The sequence below is a fragment of the Allosphingosinicella vermicomposti genome, assembly GCF_003012815.1.
Classification (GTDB): Bacteria; Pseudomonadota; Alphaproteobacteria; order Sphingomonadales; family Sphingomonadaceae; genus Allosphingosinicella; species Allosphingosinicella vermicomposti.
Genome location: NZ_PXYJ01000001.1, coordinates 558,716 through 575,146 on the forward strand (window position 1 = coordinate 558,716; position 16,431 = coordinate 575,146).

17 protein-coding genes are annotated in these 16,431 nt (G+C 62.4%); 3 read left to right on the top strand and 14 right to left on the bottom strand.

Translation table 11 applies throughout. The features are described 5' to 3' along the window. The first annotated feature begins 78 nt into the window (after positions 1 to 78). The 3 genes from C7I56_RS02695 to C7I56_RS12240 all read left to right on the top strand — a co-directional run bounded on the left by C7I56_RS02695 (position 79) and on the right by C7I56_RS12240 (position 4,200). Entirely contained in the window at positions 79 to 2,220 is a 2,142-nt protein-coding gene (locus C7I56_RS02695) for a M3 family metallopeptidase (protein ID WP_342587691.1), read from the top strand. 165 nt (positions 2,221 to 2,385) lie between these two features. Continuing rightward, positions 2,386 to 3,975: a peptide chain release factor 3 gene (locus C7I56_RS02700; protein ID WP_106638985.1), complete on the top strand. Its 1,590-nt coding sequence runs from the start codon at positions 2,386 to 2,388 to the stop codon at positions 3,973 to 3,975. Positions 3,976 to 4,029: 54 nt separating this feature from the next. After that, on the top strand, positions 4,030 to 4,200 hold the full coding sequence (locus C7I56_RS12240) for a hypothetical protein (RefSeq protein ID WP_158702974.1): 171 nt from the start codon (positions 4,030 to 4,032) through the stop codon (positions 4,198 to 4,200). A gap of 427 nt (positions 4,201 to 4,627) precedes the next feature. On the opposite strand, the gene C7I56_RS02705 is transcribed toward C7I56_RS12240, so the two are convergent. The 14 genes from C7I56_RS02705 to flgB all read right to left on the bottom strand — a co-directional run bounded on the left by C7I56_RS02705 (position 4,628) and on the right by flgB (position 16,245). Beyond that, positions 4,628 to 5,674 carry a GGDEF domain-containing protein gene (locus tag C7I56_RS02705; protein ID WP_106638986.1) on the bottom strand — a complete coding sequence of 349 codons (1,047 nt, stop codon included), beginning with the start codon at positions 5,672 to 5,674 and terminating at the stop codon, positions 4,628 to 4,630. Positions 5,675 to 5,694: 20 nt separating this feature from the next. Further along, positions 5,695 to 6,627 (bottom strand): flagellar motor protein MotB, encoded by a 933-nt coding sequence (locus C7I56_RS02710; protein WP_106638987.1) that lies wholly within the window; start codon positions 6,625 to 6,627, stop codon positions 5,695 to 5,697. A 1-nt stretch (position 6,628) separates the two neighbouring features. Beyond that, positions 6,629 to 7,492, bottom strand: a complete 864-nt coding sequence (gene motA / locus C7I56_RS02715) for a flagellar motor stator protein MotA (RefSeq protein WP_106638988.1) — start codon at positions 7,490 to 7,492, stop codon at positions 6,629 to 6,631. A 94-nt stretch (positions 7,493 to 7,586) separates the two neighbouring features. Then, complete coding sequence (locus tag C7I56_RS02720) at positions 7,587 to 8,441, bottom strand: flagellin N-terminal helical domain-containing protein (protein ID WP_106638989.1); 855 nt, start codon at positions 8,439 to 8,441, stop codon at positions 7,587 to 7,589. An 11-nt stretch (positions 8,442 to 8,452) separates the two neighbouring features. Further along, positions 8,453 to 9,799, bottom strand: a complete 1,347-nt coding sequence (gene flgK / locus C7I56_RS02725) for a flagellar hook-associated protein FlgK (protein ID WP_106638990.1) — start codon at positions 9,797 to 9,799, stop codon at positions 8,453 to 8,455. After that, positions 9,796 to 10,083 carry a rod-binding protein gene (locus C7I56_RS02730; RefSeq protein WP_106638991.1) on the bottom strand — a complete coding sequence of 96 codons (288 nt, stop codon included), beginning with the start codon at positions 10,081 to 10,083 and terminating at the stop codon, positions 9,796 to 9,798. Before C7I56_RS02730 ends, flgK begins: the two co-directional genes overlap by 4 nt. Continuing rightward, positions 10,080 to 11,171, bottom strand: a complete 1,092-nt coding sequence (locus tag C7I56_RS02735; protein WP_245409561.1) for a flagellar basal body P-ring protein FlgI — start codon at positions 11,169 to 11,171, stop codon at positions 10,080 to 10,082. Before C7I56_RS02735 ends, C7I56_RS02730 begins: the two co-directional genes overlap by 4 nt. A 119-nt stretch (positions 11,172 to 11,290) precedes the next feature. After that, positions 11,291 to 11,950: a flagellar basal body L-ring protein FlgH gene (locus tag C7I56_RS02740; protein ID WP_425352374.1), complete on the bottom strand. Its 660-nt coding sequence runs from the start codon at positions 11,948 to 11,950 to the stop codon at positions 11,291 to 11,293. Then, positions 11,947 to 12,735: a flagellar basal-body rod protein FlgG gene (gene flgG, locus C7I56_RS02745; protein ID WP_106638994.1), complete on the bottom strand. Its 789-nt coding sequence runs from the start codon at positions 12,733 to 12,735 to the stop codon at positions 11,947 to 11,949. Before flgG ends, C7I56_RS02740 begins: the two co-directional genes overlap by 4 nt. Positions 12,736 to 12,757: 22 nt before the next feature. Beyond that, positions 12,758 to 13,498: a flagellar basal-body rod protein FlgF gene (gene flgF / locus C7I56_RS02750; RefSeq protein ID WP_106638995.1), complete on the bottom strand. Its 741-nt coding sequence runs from the start codon at positions 13,496 to 13,498 to the stop codon at positions 12,758 to 12,760. A 14-nt stretch (positions 13,499 to 13,512) separates the two neighbouring features. Beyond that, positions 13,513 to 14,805: a flagellar hook protein FlgE gene (locus C7I56_RS02755; RefSeq protein ID WP_106638996.1), complete on the bottom strand. Its 1,293-nt coding sequence runs from the start codon at positions 14,803 to 14,805 to the stop codon at positions 13,513 to 13,515. Between the two features lie 24 nt (positions 14,806 to 14,829). After that, positions 14,830 to 15,489, bottom strand: coding sequence for a flagellar hook assembly protein FlgD (locus C7I56_RS02760; RefSeq protein WP_106638997.1), 660 nt, complete (start codon positions 15,487 to 15,489; stop codon positions 14,830 to 14,832). After that, positions 15,486 to 15,890 (bottom strand): flagellar basal body rod protein FlgC, encoded by a 405-nt coding sequence (gene flgC / locus C7I56_RS02765; RefSeq protein ID WP_106638998.1) that lies wholly within the window; start codon positions 15,888 to 15,890, stop codon positions 15,486 to 15,488. Before flgC ends, C7I56_RS02760 begins: the two co-directional genes overlap by 4 nt. Before the next feature lies 1 nt (position 15,891). Further along, complete coding sequence (gene flgB, locus C7I56_RS02770; RefSeq protein ID WP_106638999.1) at positions 15,892 to 16,245, bottom strand: flagellar basal body rod protein FlgB; 354 nt, start codon at positions 16,243 to 16,245, stop codon at positions 15,892 to 15,894. Positions 16,246 to 16,431 lie beyond the last annotated feature (186 nt).

Below are 16,431 nucleotides of genomic sequence, written 5' to 3' on the forward strand. Positions count from 1 at the left end.
CGTTCAGGCTTGTTCCTATAGTAAGGGCATCGACGCCGCGCGCGGGGAGCCTCTCGCGGCACCATTGGGAGATAGATTTTGAAGACTTTGCTTCTCGCAAGCGCAACCGCGCTCGCGCTCGGCGGTTCAGCCGCTGCAATGGCCCAGACCGCACCCTCTACCGCCGCGCCCGCAGCCGCGGCCAGCAATCCGTTGCTTGCCGACTGGACCGGCCCCTATGCCGGTGTTCCACCGTTCGACAAGGTGACGCCGGAACTCGTTTCGCAGGCACTTGGCGTCGCGATCGAAGAACAGCGCAAGGAAGTGCTCGCCATCGCGAACAATACCGCCGCGCCGACTTTCGCTAACATGGTGGAAGCGCTGGAGAAATCCGGCCAGCGCCTCGGCAATGTTTTCGCTCCCTTCGGCGTGATGACGAGCAATATGTCGAACCCGGCCTATCAATCTGTGCAGCGCGAATGGTCGCCCAAGCTTGCCGCCGCATCGGATGAAATCACGCTCAATCCCAAGCTCTTCCAGCGCGTAAAGGCCGTTTACGATGCGCGCGAAACCTCGGGATTGAATGAAACGCAGAAGCGGGTGGTCACGCGCCTCTACGACAGCTTCGTGCGGCGCGGTGCCAATCTGAATGATGCGCAGAAGCAGCAGTTGTCGGCGTACAATCAGCAGCTCGCCGCAGCCTTCGCGGAATTCAGCGAGAAAGTGCTGGCCGACGAAAGCACCTATATCACCGCGACCGAAGCCCAGATGAAGGGCGTTCCGGACGACATCAAGGCAGCCGCCGCTGCCGCTGCCAAGGAGCGGAAGCTTCCCGCCGGCACCTATGCCATCGTCAACACGCGCTCGGCCGTGGACCCGGTTCTGACCTTCGCCGATGATCGCGCCCTTCGCGAGAAGGCGTGGAAGGCCTTCGTCAATCGCGGCGACAATGGAGACGCGAACGATACCAATGCGACGATCGCCAAGATCGTGAAGCTGCGCGCGGACCGCGCCAAGCTCCTGGGCTTCAAGAGCCATGCCGAATGGCGGATGCAGGACACGATGGCCAAGACGCCGGAAAAGGCGAACGAGCTGATGATGAAGGTCTGGCCGGCCGCCGTCGCACGCGTGAAGGACGAGGTGCGCGACCAGCAGGTGATCGCCGACAAGGAAGGCGCGAAGATCAAGATCGAGCCGTGGGACTATCGTTATTATCAGGAGAAGGTCCGCAAGGATCGCTACAACCTGACCCAGGACGAGGTGAAGCCTTATTTCGAGCTCAACAACATCATCAACGCGTCCTATTGGGCGGCGGGTGAGCTGTACGGGCTCGACTTCAAGGAAGTCACCGGCACGGTTCCGACCTGGAGCCCCGATATTCGGGTCTACAGCGTCACGGATCGCGCGACCGCCAAGCAGGTCGGCCTGTTCTACCGTGACGATTTCGCACGGACGGGCAAGCGCTCGGGTGCATGGGCAACGACCTATCGCAGCCGCGCGGGCCTGACCGGCGACGACATCGTGCTGGGTTCCAACAACAACAATTTCGTGAAGCCGGGCGACGGCGAGCCGGTCCTCATCAGCCTCGACGACGCTGAAACGCTGTTCCACGAATTCGGCCACGCCATTCACTACTTCCTGTCGGACGTCTATTATCCGAGCCTCGGCGGCACGCCGCGCGACTTCGTGGAATATCCGAGCCAGGTGAACGAGAATTGGCTGCTGACGCCGCAGGTGCTGTCGCGCTTCGCCAAGCACTACAAGACCGGTGAGCCGATGCCGAAGGCCCTGCTCGACAAGATCGAAGCCTCGTCCAAGTTCAACCAGGGCTTCGCGACGGTGGAATATCTCTCGTCCGCGCTGGTCGATATGGCGCTCCACACCGATCCGAACGGGGTGGTCGATGCCAAGGCGTTCGAGAAGGAAACGCTGGCGAAGCTCGGCATGCCGAGCGAACTGGTGATGCGTCACCGCCTGCCGCAGTTCAACCACCTCTTCTCGTCCGACGCTTATTCGGCCGGCTATTATTCCTACCTCTGGTCGGAAACCATGGACGCCGACACCTGGGCGGCGTTCGAGGAAACGGGCAATCCATTCGACAAGGCGACGGCTGAAAGGTTCGCAAAGACGCTGCTGTCGACGGGCAACGAGACGGATCGCGCGGACGCCTACAAGGCCTTCCGCGGCCGCGATCCGGACGTGAATGCCCTGCTCAAGAAGCGCGGCTTCCCGACGAATTAAACATCATCTACTCGCGTCACCCCGGCGAAAGCCGGGGGCTCAGGGCGGCATATCGCCCTCTTGTCCTGAGATGCCGGCTTTCGCCGGCAAGACGTGGGTGTTTTATTTTGAATGCGAAACCGGCTAAGGCGCCGCCAAGCATTCACAGCATTCTCGAAAAGCATCATGCCAGACCGACCCACCGGCCGCCCGGACCGGCGCACCTTCGCGATCATCTCGCACCCCGACGCGGGTAAGACGACGCTCACCGAAAAGCTGCTGCTGTTCGGTGGCGCGATCCATCTTGCGGGCGAGGTAAAGGCACGTGGAGCGAACCGGCGCGCGCGGTCGGACTGGATGAAGATCGAGCAGCAGCGCGGTATTTCCGTGACCAGCTCGGTCATGACGTTCGAACATGAAGGCGTGACCTTCAACCTGCTCGACACGCCGGGCCACGAAGACTTTTCCGAAGACACGTATCGCACGCTCACCGCCGTCGACAGCGCCGTCATGGTGATCGACGCGGCCAAGGGCATCGAGCCGCAGACGCGCAAACTGTTTGAGGTCTGCCGTATTCGCAACGTCCCGATCATCACCTTCGTCAACAAGGTGGACCGGGAGGGCAAGGCGCCGTTCGAACTCCTCGACGAGATCGCTGATGTGCTGGCGCTGGACGTGGCGCCGATGAGCTGGCCGGTGGGTATGGGCGGCACGTTCGAAGGCATTTACGATCTCGCCCACAACAAGCTCAATCTCCCCGCCAAAAATGACAGCGCCCATTTTGAAGGCGATGCGCGGTCGTTTGAGGGGATCGAGGATTCGAAATTGGACGAGGTCATCTCCGCCGATGAGCTGGCCAAATTCCGCGAGGAGGCGGCACTCGCGACCGGGGCCTATCCGGAATTCGACAGTGAAGCTTATCTCGCCGGCGACCTGACACCTGTCTATTTCGGTTCGGCGCTCAAGGAATTCGGCGTCGCGGAACTGATCGCCGCACTCGCGAACCACGCGCCGTCGCCGCAACCGCAGCCTTCGGCGAGCGGCCCGGTCAATCCCGATACCAAGGCGGTCAGCGGCTTCATCTTCAAGGTGCAAGCGAACATGAACCCGCAGCATCGCGACCGCGTGGCCTTCATGCGGCTCTGCTCGGGCAAGTTCAAACGCGGCATGAAGTTGCTCCAGCCCTCAACCGGCAAGGCAATTGCGGTGCACAGCCCGATCCTCTTCTTCGCCCAGAACCGGGAACTGGCGGACGAGGCATGGCCGGGCGACATCATCGGCATTCCAAATCACGGCACGCTTCGCGTCGGCGATACGCTGACCGAGGATGAGGCGATCCAATATACCGGCCTTCCGAACTTCGCCCCGGAAATCCTGCGCCGCGTGCTGCTCGTCGATCCGACGAAGACCAAGCAGCTTCGCAAGGCGCTGGACGACATGGCCGAAGAGGGCGTGACCCAGGTTTTCCACCCTGAAATCGGCTCGCAATGGATTGTCGGCGTTGTCGGGCAGCTTCAGCTCGACGTGCTCATCTCCCGTCTCGATGCGGAATATAAGGTCGATGCCAAGTTCGAAGCCTCGCCCTGGGACACGGCGCGTTGGATCGCGTCGGACAATGATGCGGACCTCAAAGCCTTTATCGGCACCCACCGCAATGCCATTGCCAAGGATCGCGACGGCGCGCCGGTCTTTATGGCCAAGGATCTTTGGGAGCTGAATTATCATGAGGGCCGTAACCCGACGATCCGTTTCACCGCGACGAAGGAGCGTCATTGATCTGGCTTGCGCTCACGAGCCGCGCTAAATGCCGCTTCATCCAAGGGAGCTACTATGTCCGATCAGAACACGTCCGACGCGCCGAAGAAGGCGCCAGCCGCCGCCAATCCGGATGACAAGAAGGGCTGGGTGAAAACGGGCGTAGCCGTCGGTATCGGGTCAGCGGCGATCGTCGCGGCGCTTCTTTATGCGAACCGCTCCAAGCCCACGAAAAAGCGCGATTAAGTGCTTTAAGCCTGCAAAATTCCATGATCGTCGACGTATTCCGGGTTTTCGTCGACAGATATTTGAAAAGCAGCGGTAAAAATCGTCTGACTGAGATCGGGACGAGGCGGTGAAAGCCGCTTCGAACACGAAGCGATGTCGTGGCCGGGCGCGGGGGTCCGCGAAACGATTTCCTTCGATGATCATGAGTTTTCGGACGGAAACTGGGGGCGGGGACCGTTCGAATTTTGGGGGAGTGGGCTTCGGCCTGCTCCCCCATTTATTTTGGGGCCGAGAAACGGAGGGCCCAGACCTTCACAGGTTAAAAATCCTGCCGGGGCTGAGCTTGTCGAGCCGAAGGCCAACCCCGGAGCTAACTGGAACCGTCCTTCGACAAGCTCAGGACTAACGGAGTTGGCTTTGCCTCCAATTCTGGTTGCATGTTCCATCACGCATCGTTCGCGACGGCTTCGGAGCCTTCTCCTTCCATCTCCACCCGGTCGCGGCCATTTTGCTTCGCGCGATAGAGCAGTGCGTCCGCGCGTTGGACGAGGCGGTCGCGTTTTTCTCCCGTTTTCGATTCTACGATTCCAGCGGAGAAGGTGAGCATGCCGATCGCAACGTCGGTGTTGCGGACCTTGAAGTGCTTTGCGGCCAATTCCGCTTGCGCCGTTTCTACCATCGTCGTCGCAGCGCGCAGGGGAATGCCCGAAAAGAGGATCGCAAATTCCTCCCCGCCATAACGGGCGACAAGATGCTTCCCGCAGGTTTCGGACAGGATGTTGGCAACCGCCTTCAGCACGCGATCGCCCACGGCATGACCATGCGTGTCATTGATCGCCTTGAACTTGTCGATATCGCACAAGGCGAGGCACATCGGCACGTTGCTTTCGGACAGCATGCGGTGCCGGTCTTGAAACGCACGACGGTTGGCGAGACCGGTCAGCGCATCGCTCTGAGCCTCTTCGGTTACGCTGGCGAGCTTTACGCGCAGGGAGTCCGCTTCCGTAACGGCCTGCTCCATCCGCTCTTCCGCAGTGCGGGCGCGGTCGATCATCGTCGTGGTGAGCTTGAGGAGGGCCTGGATCGACTCCGCTCCGGTCATGCGCGACAGCTGATCGGCGGCATGATTCAGCTCCCGGCCATAGGCCTGGTTGCCATCGCGCGTTGCTTGGACAATGCGAGTGAAGCGCTCCATCTGGTCACGGGCTTCTTCGACCAGGGCAGCTTCTTCGGCGTTCGCGCGATCGGGGTCTCCGGAAGCGCGTTGAAAGCCATATTTGACGCGGATTCGATCCGCCTCGTCCTGGCTCAGGCGCACGCCGTCGCGTGTCGCCTCGTCGATCTCGCGCGACATGTCCTCGTCCGGGCCGCAACAAAGACGATAGGCCAGCAGATAATTGGCCGGATTGGGATCCAGCCTGTGTTTGAACAGAAAGGCACCGATGGCGTCGAACAGGCGCCTGTCGGTCACGTCTTTCGCAGGTGTCGCCATGGCTTGCCCGCTCTCCCTTTTTATCGGTCCTCGCTCTTCGCCCTCGCTGGAAGCGATGCCTTGATTCTGTTTGCCGCCGCCGTGGGTGCCGGATCACCCTTAGCCCAGGCTAGGGTGATCGACATGCGGCGGTTGCGCGGATCGTAGCGGTCGGCGGGCACATAGGGCTCCCGCTCGGCCACACCTTCAATCCGTGCAAAACGACCGCCCGGCACCCCACTGCTGTGAAGCGCCGCGCGCGTTGCCTCCGCCCGTGCGCCCGATAGCAGCCAATTGTTCATGCCGCCGGATGAATAGGGAAGGGCATCGGTATGGCCGCGGACGATGATTTCGTTCGGCACACCGGCAATGACCTGCGCGACTTCGCCCAGCAGAGTGCGAGCTTGAGGCAATAGCTTGTCAGTACCGACCGCGAACATCGAGAAATTGGCCTCGTCTATCAAATCGATGCGCAACCCTTCGCGCGTATCGGTGAAGCGAACCTGCGCCTTTAGTTTCTTGAGCGCTGCCGATGCCTCCATGCGCTGGACGAGCGTCTTCTTCAGTCGCTCGAACCGCTCCATATCGCGTTCCTTGCCGCCACCCGAATCCGGGCCGCCAACCACGTCGCGGGGAATGGTTATAGCCTTCGTGCCGGTCTGCGCGGCGCGGTTCGGGTAGTTGTCGGCGCCGACAATGGAATCGCCGCCCATGATGCCGTTCGATCCGGCACTATTCTGCTTCAACTCGACGATAGTAGGCGTGAAATAATCGGCGAGGCCTTTCCGCTTTTGGGCGTCCGTCTGGCCGAGGATCCACATGAGGAGGAAGAACGCCATCATAGCCGTCACGAAATCGGCATAGGCGACCTTCCACGCGCCGCCATGGTGGCCACCATGCCCATCCTCGATGATCTTCTTGACGATGATCGGACGGACTTCAGGCTCGTTCTTTTTCTTGGCGGCGCTCGCCATCTTACCGCCCTCTCATCCCGTCGAACACGTCGGCAAAAGCCGGCTGGTTCGAATGATCGATGCTCGAGCGCGCGGCTTCGATGACGAGCGGCAGCGGATGGCCGTGGAGCGAGGCAACGATGATTTGCTTAACGACATGATAGATCGCGGCGTCCGCTTCGATCACCTGCTTGGCCCGGTTCGCGAAGGGGCCAACGATGCCATAAGCGAGCAGCACGCCGAGAAAGGTGCCGACGAGCGCCGAGCCGATCATGCCGCCAAGGATGGCGGGCGGCTGGTCGATCGAGCCCATCGTCTTCACCACGCCCAAAACGGCCGCGACGATGCCAAGGGCGGGGAGGGCGTCAGCGAGGGTCTGAAGCGTATCGGCAGGCCGGATAACGTGATGGTGATGAGTCTTGATCGAGCTGTCCATCACGTCCTCGACCGCGTGGGGATCGAGCGTTCCGGACGAAACGACGACGAGGCGCAAGGTGTCGCAGATTAGATGAATCAGCGTCTCGTCTTTCAAGAGCTTGGGATATTCCTGGAAGATCGCGCTGCTCTGGGGATCCTCGATGTGCGGCTCGACCGCGACGGGGCCATCGACGCGCAACATTTTCATGAGCTTGGAAACGAGGAAGATAACGCCGAGGAAGTCGTCCTTCCCATATTTCGGGCCTTTGAAGACCTTGGCGAAGCCGCCGCCCAAAGCCTTCAATTCCTTGCCGCTATTGCCGGCAATGGTGGCGCCCAAAGCGGCGCCGCCGATAATCAGCATTTCATGAGGGAGGGCATGCATCACGGCGCCAAGGTCGCCGCCTGTGATCGTGAACCCGCCAAACACCATGACGAGAACCACAACCAAGCCGATCGCTGCGAACATCACCCACCCCGTCTGGTTGCCTTACAAGGGGAGCGCTCGGCTTCCCTTAGATGATAACGGCAGCGGGCAGGAAAATTTTAGGCCGGCTAGACGCTTATCTCAGATAATCGAACAACGTCTTTTCATTGACGCGTGCGAAGATGGCCTGCGCCGCGTCAAGCGACAGCTTGGTCGCTTCCAATTGCGCGATCGCCTGGAATGGATCGACAAGCTCCAGCTCATCTCGTTCCACGGCAAGGCGAAGCTTGGTGTCTTCCGACTGCTCTTCCAAAGCGGCGATGCGCGATCCGCGCACATTGTGATCGCCCTGCACAAGGGCGACATGCTCAGCCGCGCGATTAACATTATCGAGCGCAGTGGTGAGCGCAGCTTGGCGTCCGCCCTGATCTTCAATCTCCATCGCATCGGCTGCTGCGAGTAGAATTTCGGACAATGCCATCGGATCGGCGCCGGTCTCAATCGGCCCAAAAATCTCTTCGCGTAACGCGACGGGGGAGAGGCGAAGACCAGTCGCCACGGGAATTTCGAGCTCGATAGTCCGGAACAGGGGTTCCCCCCGTGTGTCCCGCGCTTCTGAGAATCCGGTGATCTGGGCCGCCAGTTGGCGAATTTCATTCGCGTAAATCTTGCGCGCTTCGTCAGACGCCGCGCCGTTATTAGCCGACGATGTGAGTGAGGCTGCCCTATCCACGGTAGCCATTAATGCGGTCAGTGTCGAAAAGGCTTGATCTGAAAGGGCGGCTGCTGTGCCCAGATTGCGCTTCCACGCGACCTCGTCGGCCTGGTTGCGGCCTATTTCCGTGATGCGGGCGGACGCAATTGCATCGTCGGACGGCGCCTGAATACGCTTGCCCGTGGAAATCTGCGTTTGGAGCTTGGTAATCTCCTTCGCAAGATTGGCCTGCCGGTTGATCTCTGCATCAAGGCGGTAGCGAGTGGCGTTAATCATGGCGCAGGCCTTCAGAACAGGTTGAGAATGGAATCAACGGTTTCGCGGGCGACCTGAATGATGCGCGCTGCCCCTTCATAGGCTTTCTGGTAGCGCATCAGCTCCGCTGCCTCGCGGTCGGGGTCGACGCCCGTTACTTCGTCGAGCGCCGCATAGGCGTTGTCGCGGCGATTGGTGGCGGCCTTGTCTTCGGCATTGGTCGCGGACAGGATGTGGGCGTGAGACGTCACCATCGCCGTCCAGCGCTGCTCGATCCCCTGCACTCCGCGCAGTGTGTCGAGAGTGAGGAGGTTGCCGTTTTCCGCACCCGCGCTTGCCGCCGCGATTGCGGCGGGATCGGTCGTGACAAGCGTCAGGGATTGGAGCCCCGCCGCCATGGTCAGCATCGGCGCGCCCGGATTGCCCGCGCGGTCGAGGCCCGCCTGCGACCAGGTATTGATGGCGTTCATGAAGTCCGTCACCATCGACGTCAGTTCATTGCGCCGATCGGCAAGGTTCGCTGCGACCTCGGTAAGGCCGGCGAGCGTTCCACCGGTGGCGGGCAAGGGCACAGTCGTGCCGTTCGCATAGAGTTCGAGCGATAGTCGGCCATCGAGCGCCGGGACGACGCCCACGACGCTGGCGAAGGCCGGGTCCAACAAAGTCACGCCGCTCGCGCGGGCCAAGGTCAAGGTCGCGGCGCCTGTTTCATCCACCGCCACGGAAACATCGATCCGCGTCGCAATGCTGTCGATCAGGCTATCACGCTGATCCTCTAAAGCGGCGCGGGCATTGTTGCCAGGCGTCGATTGGCGAAGCGCGCTGTTGACCTTGGCAAGCGCCTGAATGTCGAGGTTGAGCGCATCGACTTCACCTTGTGCGGCGGTCGTGACGCTATCCGAAAGCCGATCGATGCCGTCCGATGTGCGGCGCACGGCCATAGTGAATTCGTCGAGCTTGGCCAGCATCGCGACCCGGCTGGGAATATCGCGCGGGGTTGCGGAAAGCGTCTGGGCCGCATTGAAGAATCCGGTGATGGTTTGACCGATGCCTGCAGGGCCATCGTCCAGCGCGGTTTCGAGCGAGGTCAGCCATTGTTTGCGGGTTGCCGCACTGCCTGCGGACGACGCGGCGAGCCGTGCGTCGGCGGCGCGGAAGGCATCCCATGCGCGCTCGACCGAGAAAGCCTCCACGCCCGCGAACAGGCTTTCCTCGCGATAGGTAACGCTCCGCGCGCTGAAGACGTTGAGTTGCTTCATGTGCACGCTGCGGCGGGAATAGCCGGGCGTTTCGGCATTCGCGACATTGTCCCCGATCGCGCTCAGCGCCGTCTTGTACGCGGAAAGGCCGGTCTGGCCGATGTGGAACAGGTCGTTCATTTCGTCCCCCCGCTTGCGCCGAACTGCTTCAGCAGCATTTCGGCGACCCCGAAGCTGCCCGTTTCGGCCATATTGTCGGCGAGTTTCGCATCCGAAAGCTCGCGGAACTGATCGGTGGCGCGGCTGCCCAGAATGTCCTCGCCAAGGCCCGCCTGGCGCATCGATCCGATCATCTGACGCAGGAATACGGCCTCGAACGCCTGCGCGGCGGCCTTCAGCTCCGCCGTCTTCGGGCCCGACTGCTGCGGCGCCCCCGCCGCTCCCATAATCCCCGTAATCTTCATAGCACCACCAATTCGGCCTTGAGGGCCCCCGCCTGCTTCAGCGCTTCGAGGATCGCGACCAGATCGGAAGGCGCCGCACCGATCGCGTTCACCGCCTTCACAATCTCTGATAACGACGCGCCGGCCGAAACTTGAAACATCGGCGCGCGCTGCTCGATCACTTCGATACTGCTGGAAGGCTCCACAGCCGTCTGGCCGCGCGAAAATGGCGCGGGCTGGATGACGCGCGGATCTTCCTGAACCGCGACCGTGAGCTTGCCGTGGCTGACGGCAGCGGGTGCGATGCGCACCGCGCCGTTGACGACCACGGTGCCGGTCCGCGCATTGACTATCACGCGGGCGGGTGCATCTGCGGGATCCACGTTCAAATTCTCAATCTGGCTCATCAGCGCGGTACGCACCTCGGCGCCCTGCGGCGCTTCGATCGTGATCGTCACCGCGTCCGTAGCACGCGCATTGATGCCGAGCTTGCCGCTGATCGCCTGGGCCACGCGTTGGGCAGTAGTGAGATCGGCATCGGCGAGATTAAACATCAGGGTCGGCGACGTCGCGAAGCCCGCATCCACCGCGCGTTCCACCGTGGCGCCGCCCGGAATACGCCCGGCCGACGGAATGTTGACGGATACCTTCGATCCGTCCGCCGCTTCGACACCGAGGCCGCCGACGGCGAGATTGCCCTGCGCCATCGCATAGATTTCATTGTCTGCGCCGCGCAAAGGGGCAAGCACGAGGGTGCCCCCGCGCAGCGACTTCGCCTTGCCCAGCGCCGACACGGTGATGTCGAGCCGCTGGCCGGGCTTGGCGAAGGGCGGGAGTTCGGCGGTGATCATCACGGCGGCGGCATTCTTCAGCGCCGGATTGACGCCCGGGGGCAGGGTGAGGCCGAAGCGGGAGGTGACGCCCCTCATGCCCTGCGTCGCATAATCGAGGCTGTCGTCACCCGTCCCCGCGAGACCCACCACGATGCCGTAGCCGGTGAGCTGGTTGGCACGCAGGCCCTGGAAGGCGCCGAGATCCTTTACGCGTTCGGCATGTGCGGGCGCGGCGAAGAGGGTGCTGATTGTAGCTAATAAAAGCGCGATTACCAAAACCGTTCGGGCTGAGCTTGTCGAAGCCCTGTTCTTTTCTTTTTTTGTCCGAGAGGGGAAGGGCAGCCCTTCGACAAGCTCAGGGCGAACGGAAGTGGGGAAGGCCATATTGCTCATCCTCAGAACGGGCTGACGCGGGAGAAAAAGCGCTGGAGCCAGCCTTGCTGGCTCGCCCGCGCAAGCTGTCCCCTGCCGGAATAAGTGATGCGGGCGTCGGCCACGCGGGTGGAGGCGACGCGATTGTCCGCGCCGATATCGGCCGGGCGGATCATCCCGGAAATCTGGATGAACTCGTCACCGCGGTTAAGCGTCACAAGCTTTTCGCCGCGCACGAGCATGTTGCCGTTGGGATAGACGGCGGCGACGGTCACGCTGATCTCGCCGGTCAGGCTGTTGGACTGGGTTGCGGCGCCTTTGCCGCTAAAGCCCTGGTCGCCGCCCATGGCGACATCGCTGGGATTGAACAATGACAGCGGCCCCGTCGTCGGCGGCGTCAAACCAATGTCGCCGCTGCGATCGAGCGAGGCCGCGTTCGATTTGGCGGCCTGCGTCCGCTCAACCAGCACGATAGTCACGATATCGCCCACCATCGCCGCGCGCTGGCCGCTGGTGAGCGGCGCATAGCCGTTGGCGGTCTGGAAGATCGCGCCGTTGCTGGGCGCTTGCACCACCGGAACGGGCGGCAAAGCGGGTTCGTAGCTTTCCTTCGGCTTCGATCCGAAGAGGCTGCCGAAGATACCGGCGGCGATCAGAAGGGCGGGTGCGGCGGCCATGATCAGAGCTGCTGGTTCGCGTTGCGGAGCATCTCGTCCGTCGCCGAGATCATCTTCGAATTGACCTCATAAGCGCGCTGCGTCTCGATCATGTCGACCAGTTCCTGGACGACATTGACGTTGGAGCCTTCGAGCGCGCCCTGACGGATCGTGCCGCGGCCATCGAGGCCTGCCGCGCCAACTTGCGGCGCGCCGCTCGATGCGGTTTCAACGAGTATGTTGTTGCCCTTGGCCTGAAGGCCGGCCGGATTGACGAAGCGGGCAATTTCGATGCGGCCAAGCTCGGTCGGCTCGCTCTGCCCGGCGAGTTGGGCGGAGACCGTGCCGTCCGCGCCGATCGTCACGGAATCGGCGCCTTCTGGCACCTGGATCTGCGGTTGGATCGGATAGCCGTCGGGCGTCACAATCGTGCCGTCCGCAGACAGGTTGAAATCGCCCGCCCGCGTGAAGCCGGTCGTTCCATCCGGCATAGTGATCTGGAAGAAGCCATCACCCTCAATCGCGAGATCGTAGGTGTTGTCGGTGGTGTTGAGCGACCCGGCCGTGTTGGTGCGCGCAATGCTCGTCATCTGCACCCCGCCGCCCAATGACAGGCCGGTGGCATAGCGGTTCTCCGCCGACGAGGGCGAACCGGGCGCGACGAGCGTCTGGTAGGCGAGCGTTTCGAACTGCGCCCGTTCCCGCTTGAAGCCCGTCGTGTTCACGTTAGCGAGGTTGTTCGCGATCACGCGCATGCGGGCCGACTGCGCGTCGAGGCCGGTGCGGGCGACGTGGAGGGCTGCGTTCGTCATGGCTTCACTCCTTCAAAATCAATCAATCGAGCCGCATCAGATCGGCGGCGGACGTATCCATTTCGCGCGCGGTGCTGATGAGCTTCATCTGGGTTTCCCAGGCACGGCTCGCCTCGATCATCTCCACAAGCGCGCTGGTGGCTTCGACATTGGAGCCTTCGAGGCTTCCGGAATTGACGCGGGCCAATGGATCGGAGGGGAGGGCGCCGCCGCCCTGCACGCGGAACAGGCCATCCAGTCCCTTCAGCACCACCGAACCGGCGGGCGAAGTGAGCTTCAGCCGGTCGACAAGCTGGGGCTGATTGGGATCGCCGCCCAAGGGCACGACCCAGATAGAGCCGTCCTTGTCGATCTTGATGCTTTCGGCGGGCGGCAGGGTGATCGGACCCTGCTCGCCATAGACCGGGTTGCCATCGCCGGTGGTGAGAAGCCCGCTGTCCGCCATCTGCAGGTCGCCGCGCCGCGTATAGGCTTCCTCGCCATTGGGCGCCTGCACGGCAAGGAGGGCGTCGCCCTCCAACGCGATGTCGAGCGCCCGTCCGGTTTCCGTCACCGCGCCCTGAGCCATGTTGGCGCCCATCACCTGTTCCGACGACAAAGCGCGCGGCTGAAGCTCGCCACCCTGCAGCCACACGGCCTGGGCCGCGGCGATTTCGCCGCGAAAGCCCACCGTGTTGACGTTGGCGAGATTGTTCGCCGTCGCCGCCTGGCGGGACATCGCCCCGCGCATCGCCGAAAGAGAGGTGTAGATCAGCCGGTCCATGGATCAGATCCTCATCAGGTCCGCATGTTGACGATGGCTTGCGTCATATTGTTCGACGTCTCGATCGCCTTGGCATTGGCCTGGAAGTTCCGCTGGGCGGAAATGAGGGCGACCAGTTCGTCGGTAATGTCGACATTGGCACGCTCGAGACCGCCGGACTGGACTCCGCCAAAGCCTTCGGTACCCGCCTCGCCGATCTGCGCGTCGCCGCTGTCGCCGGTGACGGACCAATGCGCGTCACCGCGCTGTTTGAGGCCGACCGGATTGGCGAAATTGGCGATGGCAAGCTTGCCGAGCGCGCGGGTGTCGCCATTGGAATAGCTGGCGGTGACAAGTCCGTCCGCGCCGATCGAAATATCGTCGAGCTTACCGGCCGCTGCGCCGTCCTGATCGATATTGGCGAGACGGAAGGCGCCCGCGCCCTGCGCCGTGGAGCCAAAGTCGAGGGTCAAGGACAGCGGCTCGGCAGAGCCTGCCGGAATGACATCTGCGAATGTGAAGGCACCTGCCGGGGCGGTCATCACACCCGCCGCGTCGAAGGTCATGACGAGCGGAGCGGGCTGACTGGCAGCGGCCGCATCGGCGGTCACCGGCTCGCTGCCCACAAACATGCGGGCTTCCCAGCCGTTGGTGGGGTCGCCACCATCGATCGAGGCGGTGCGGACGAAATAGATGGTCGCCGGGATCGAACGGCCGGCGCTGTCGAAGACGGTGGTCTGGACCGTGTGATTGTAGCTGTTCGGATCGAGGCGATCGAAGGCGTAAGGATTGGCCGCATTATAGACGGGGCGGTCCGACGGAAGATCGGCACTCGAAGGCAGGTTGATCGTAAGGTCGATATTGCTCGTCGCCTGCGGTACACCCGACTGGGCCGGAATTTGGAGGGCGGTAATCGCCTCAAGGCCGGTCGAAGTGACATTGCCTTCCGGATCGACCGGCATCACCTGCACATAGCCGCCGGCCGCGTCCATCAAGTAATTGTTCTTGTCGAGCGACAGGTGGCCGTTGCGGGTGAAGAGGGTCGGGCCGCCCGTCAGGCTGTTGCGCGTGACGAGGAAGCCGTTGCCGGTGATCGCGATGTCGAGCTCGCGGGCGGTGGCTTCGAAGCCCCCTTGCATGAACTGCTGCTCAATCGCTTTCAGCCGCGTGCCGTTGCCGGGCGTGGTGCGGGAGGCTGAGGCAATGTCGCCGAACAAAGTGAGGCTCTTCTTGAAGCCATAGCTGTTCACGTTTGCGACGTTGTTCGAAGTGGTCGCGAGATCGGTCTGTGCGCCTTTGAGGCCGGAAAGCGAGGTGTAGAAGGACATGGTTTCTTCTCCCGTGTCTAAAGGTCAGGCGAGACGGATCGCGTCTTGCGGAGAAAGGGTGCCGAGCCCCGTCATCAGCTGCGTGACGCCGCTGGCGGGGGACTGGATGGACTGGACCTGGGTCCACGTGGCGGTGGCGGTTTCGATCGACTTGCCGTCGGCGGTCGATGCTGTGACGACGACCTTCAGGGGGCCGGGCACGGCCTCTCCAGCCGCATTCTTGCCATCCCAGGCGAAGGTGAACGGGCCTTTGGGTTTGCTGCCCATCTGCTCGGAATGGACGACCGCGCCGCTGCTGTCGACGAGGCTTAAAGTCACGTCCTTGGCATCGTCGGCGAGGTGCACTTCACCCGAATAGCTGCCATCCGTCATCGGCGCGGCATAATCGGAAAGGACGAGCATCGACCGATTGAGCCAGGCTGCGGCGTCGTTAAGGCGGCCCGCACCCATCATCTCGGTGAGTGATTTCAGCGAGCGGTTCATTTCCGCGATGCCGGACACCTGCGAGAATTGCGCCATCTGGGCGACCATCTGGGTGTTATCCATCGGGTTGAACGGATCCTGCATGGTCAGCTGTGTGGTCATCAGCTTCAGGAAAGCGTTCTGATCGAGACCGCCGCTGCTCGCCGCCGCCGTCGTGTTCGTCTGCGCTTGAGCCGCGTTGTTTCCGGTGATCGTCGTCATTGGCCGAGCCTCAAAGTGTCGAGGGTAAGGGTCTTCGCGGTCTGCAGGACCTGGACGTTGTTCTGATATTGGCGGGCGGCCTCGATCATTTCGACAAGCTCGGCCGCGCTATCGACGCCCGCTTCCCACACATCGCCATTTTCGTCGGCGAGCGGGTGGTTGGGGTCGTTCTTCTTGACCGGCTCCGTGCCCGCCTGGACGACATTCTGGACGCCGACGGTGGCGACGCCGGGGGCTTCGCTGATCGATTGGAAGACCGGCTTCAATGCGCGGAAGGCGCCTTCCTTGGTGCCCGATACGGTGCCCGCATTGGCGAGGTTCGACGCGGTGGTGTTGAGCCGCACGAGCTGCGCCGACATGGCGCGCCCAGATATGTCGAAGACGTTCATAGGGCCGGCCATCTTATTCCCCCTTCAGCGCGCGCTTGACGGTGGAGATGCGCCCTTCGAGGAAGGCGAGGGTCGTGCGGTACTGAACCGCATTTTCCGCAAACTGCGTCTGCTCCGTCGACAATTCGACGGTATTGCCGTCGAGCGACTGCGTGACAGGCACGCGATAAGCGACGGCATTGTTCGCCGCCCCGTCAATATTCTGACCCTCGGAGGCGAGGCTCATCGCCTTGTCGAAATCGATGTCGCGGGCCTTGTAGCCCGGGGTCGCCGCATTCGCGATGTTGGACGCGAGCATCGCCATACGCTGCGAACGCAGCGCCAGCGCGGTGCCGTGGATCCCGAAAAGCGGGTCTGAACCTGCCATCTCATCAAGCCTTCTAAAGTCTTTGCCCTGGCCGCCGTTATCAGTGGAGACAGGACTTGCCGGTCATCCGATGCAACAGCCGTGCCAAATCCGTTTGGACGGCGCGAATGTGCCGTGCGGGGCTGAAGCGGGCCAGAGGGCGGCAGGAAATTGCCGGGCGAGCGGCAAGGATTTGCCGGGGCAGGC

What these genes read in the sequence shown, in the direction of transcription:
- flgC (WP_106638998.1), bottom strand. Translation starts at nt 15,890, where the DNA reads ATGGCCGGCCCTATGAACGTCTTCGACATATCTGGGCGCGCCATGTCG.
- C7I56_RS02730 (WP_106638991.1), bottom strand. Translation starts at nt 10,083, where the DNA reads ATGAAGATTACGGGGATTATGGGAGCGGCGGGGGCGCCGCAGCAGTCG.
- C7I56_RS02760 (WP_106638997.1), bottom strand. Translation starts at nt 15,489, where the DNA reads ATGACGACGATCACCGGAAACAACGCGGCTCAAGCGCAGACGAACACG.
- C7I56_RS12240 (WP_158702974.1), top strand. Translation starts at nt 4,030, where the DNA reads ATGTCCGATCAGAACACGTCCGACGCGCCGAAGAAGGCGCCAGCCGCC.
- motA (WP_106638988.1), bottom strand. Translation starts at nt 7,492, where the DNA reads ATGTTCGCAGCGATCGGCTTGGTTGTGGTTCTCGTCATGGTGTTTGGC.
- C7I56_RS02705 (WP_106638986.1), bottom strand. Translation starts at nt 5,674, where the DNA reads ATGGCGACACCTGCGAAAGACGTGACCGACAGGCGCCTGTTCGACGCC.
- C7I56_RS02710 (WP_106638987.1), bottom strand. Translation starts at nt 6,627, where the DNA reads ATGGCGAGCGCCGCCAAGAAAAAGAACGAGCCTGAAGTCCGTCCGATC.
- flgF (WP_106638995.1), bottom strand. Translation starts at nt 13,498, where the DNA reads ATGGACCGGCTGATCTACACCTCTCTTTCGGCGATGCGCGGGGCGATG.
- flgB (WP_106638999.1), bottom strand. Translation starts at nt 16,245, where the DNA reads ATGGCAGGTTCAGACCCGCTTTTCGGGATCCACGGCACCGCGCTGGCG.
- C7I56_RS02720 (WP_106638989.1), bottom strand. Translation starts at nt 8,441, where the DNA reads ATGATTAACGCCACTCGCTACCGCCTTGATGCAGAGATCAACCGGCAG.
- C7I56_RS02755 (WP_106638996.1), bottom strand. Translation starts at nt 14,805, where the DNA reads ATGTCCTTCTACACCTCGCTTTCCGGCCTCAAAGGCGCACAGACCGAT.
- flgK (WP_106638990.1), bottom strand. Translation starts at nt 9,799, where the DNA reads ATGAACGACCTGTTCCACATCGGCCAGACCGGCCTTTCCGCGTACAAG.
- flgG (WP_106638994.1), bottom strand. Translation starts at nt 12,735, where the DNA reads ATGACGAACGCAGCCCTCCACGTCGCCCGCACCGGCCTCGACGCGCAG.
- C7I56_RS02700 (WP_106638985.1), top strand. Translation starts at nt 2,386, where the DNA reads ATGCCAGACCGACCCACCGGCCGCCCGGACCGGCGCACCTTCGCGATC.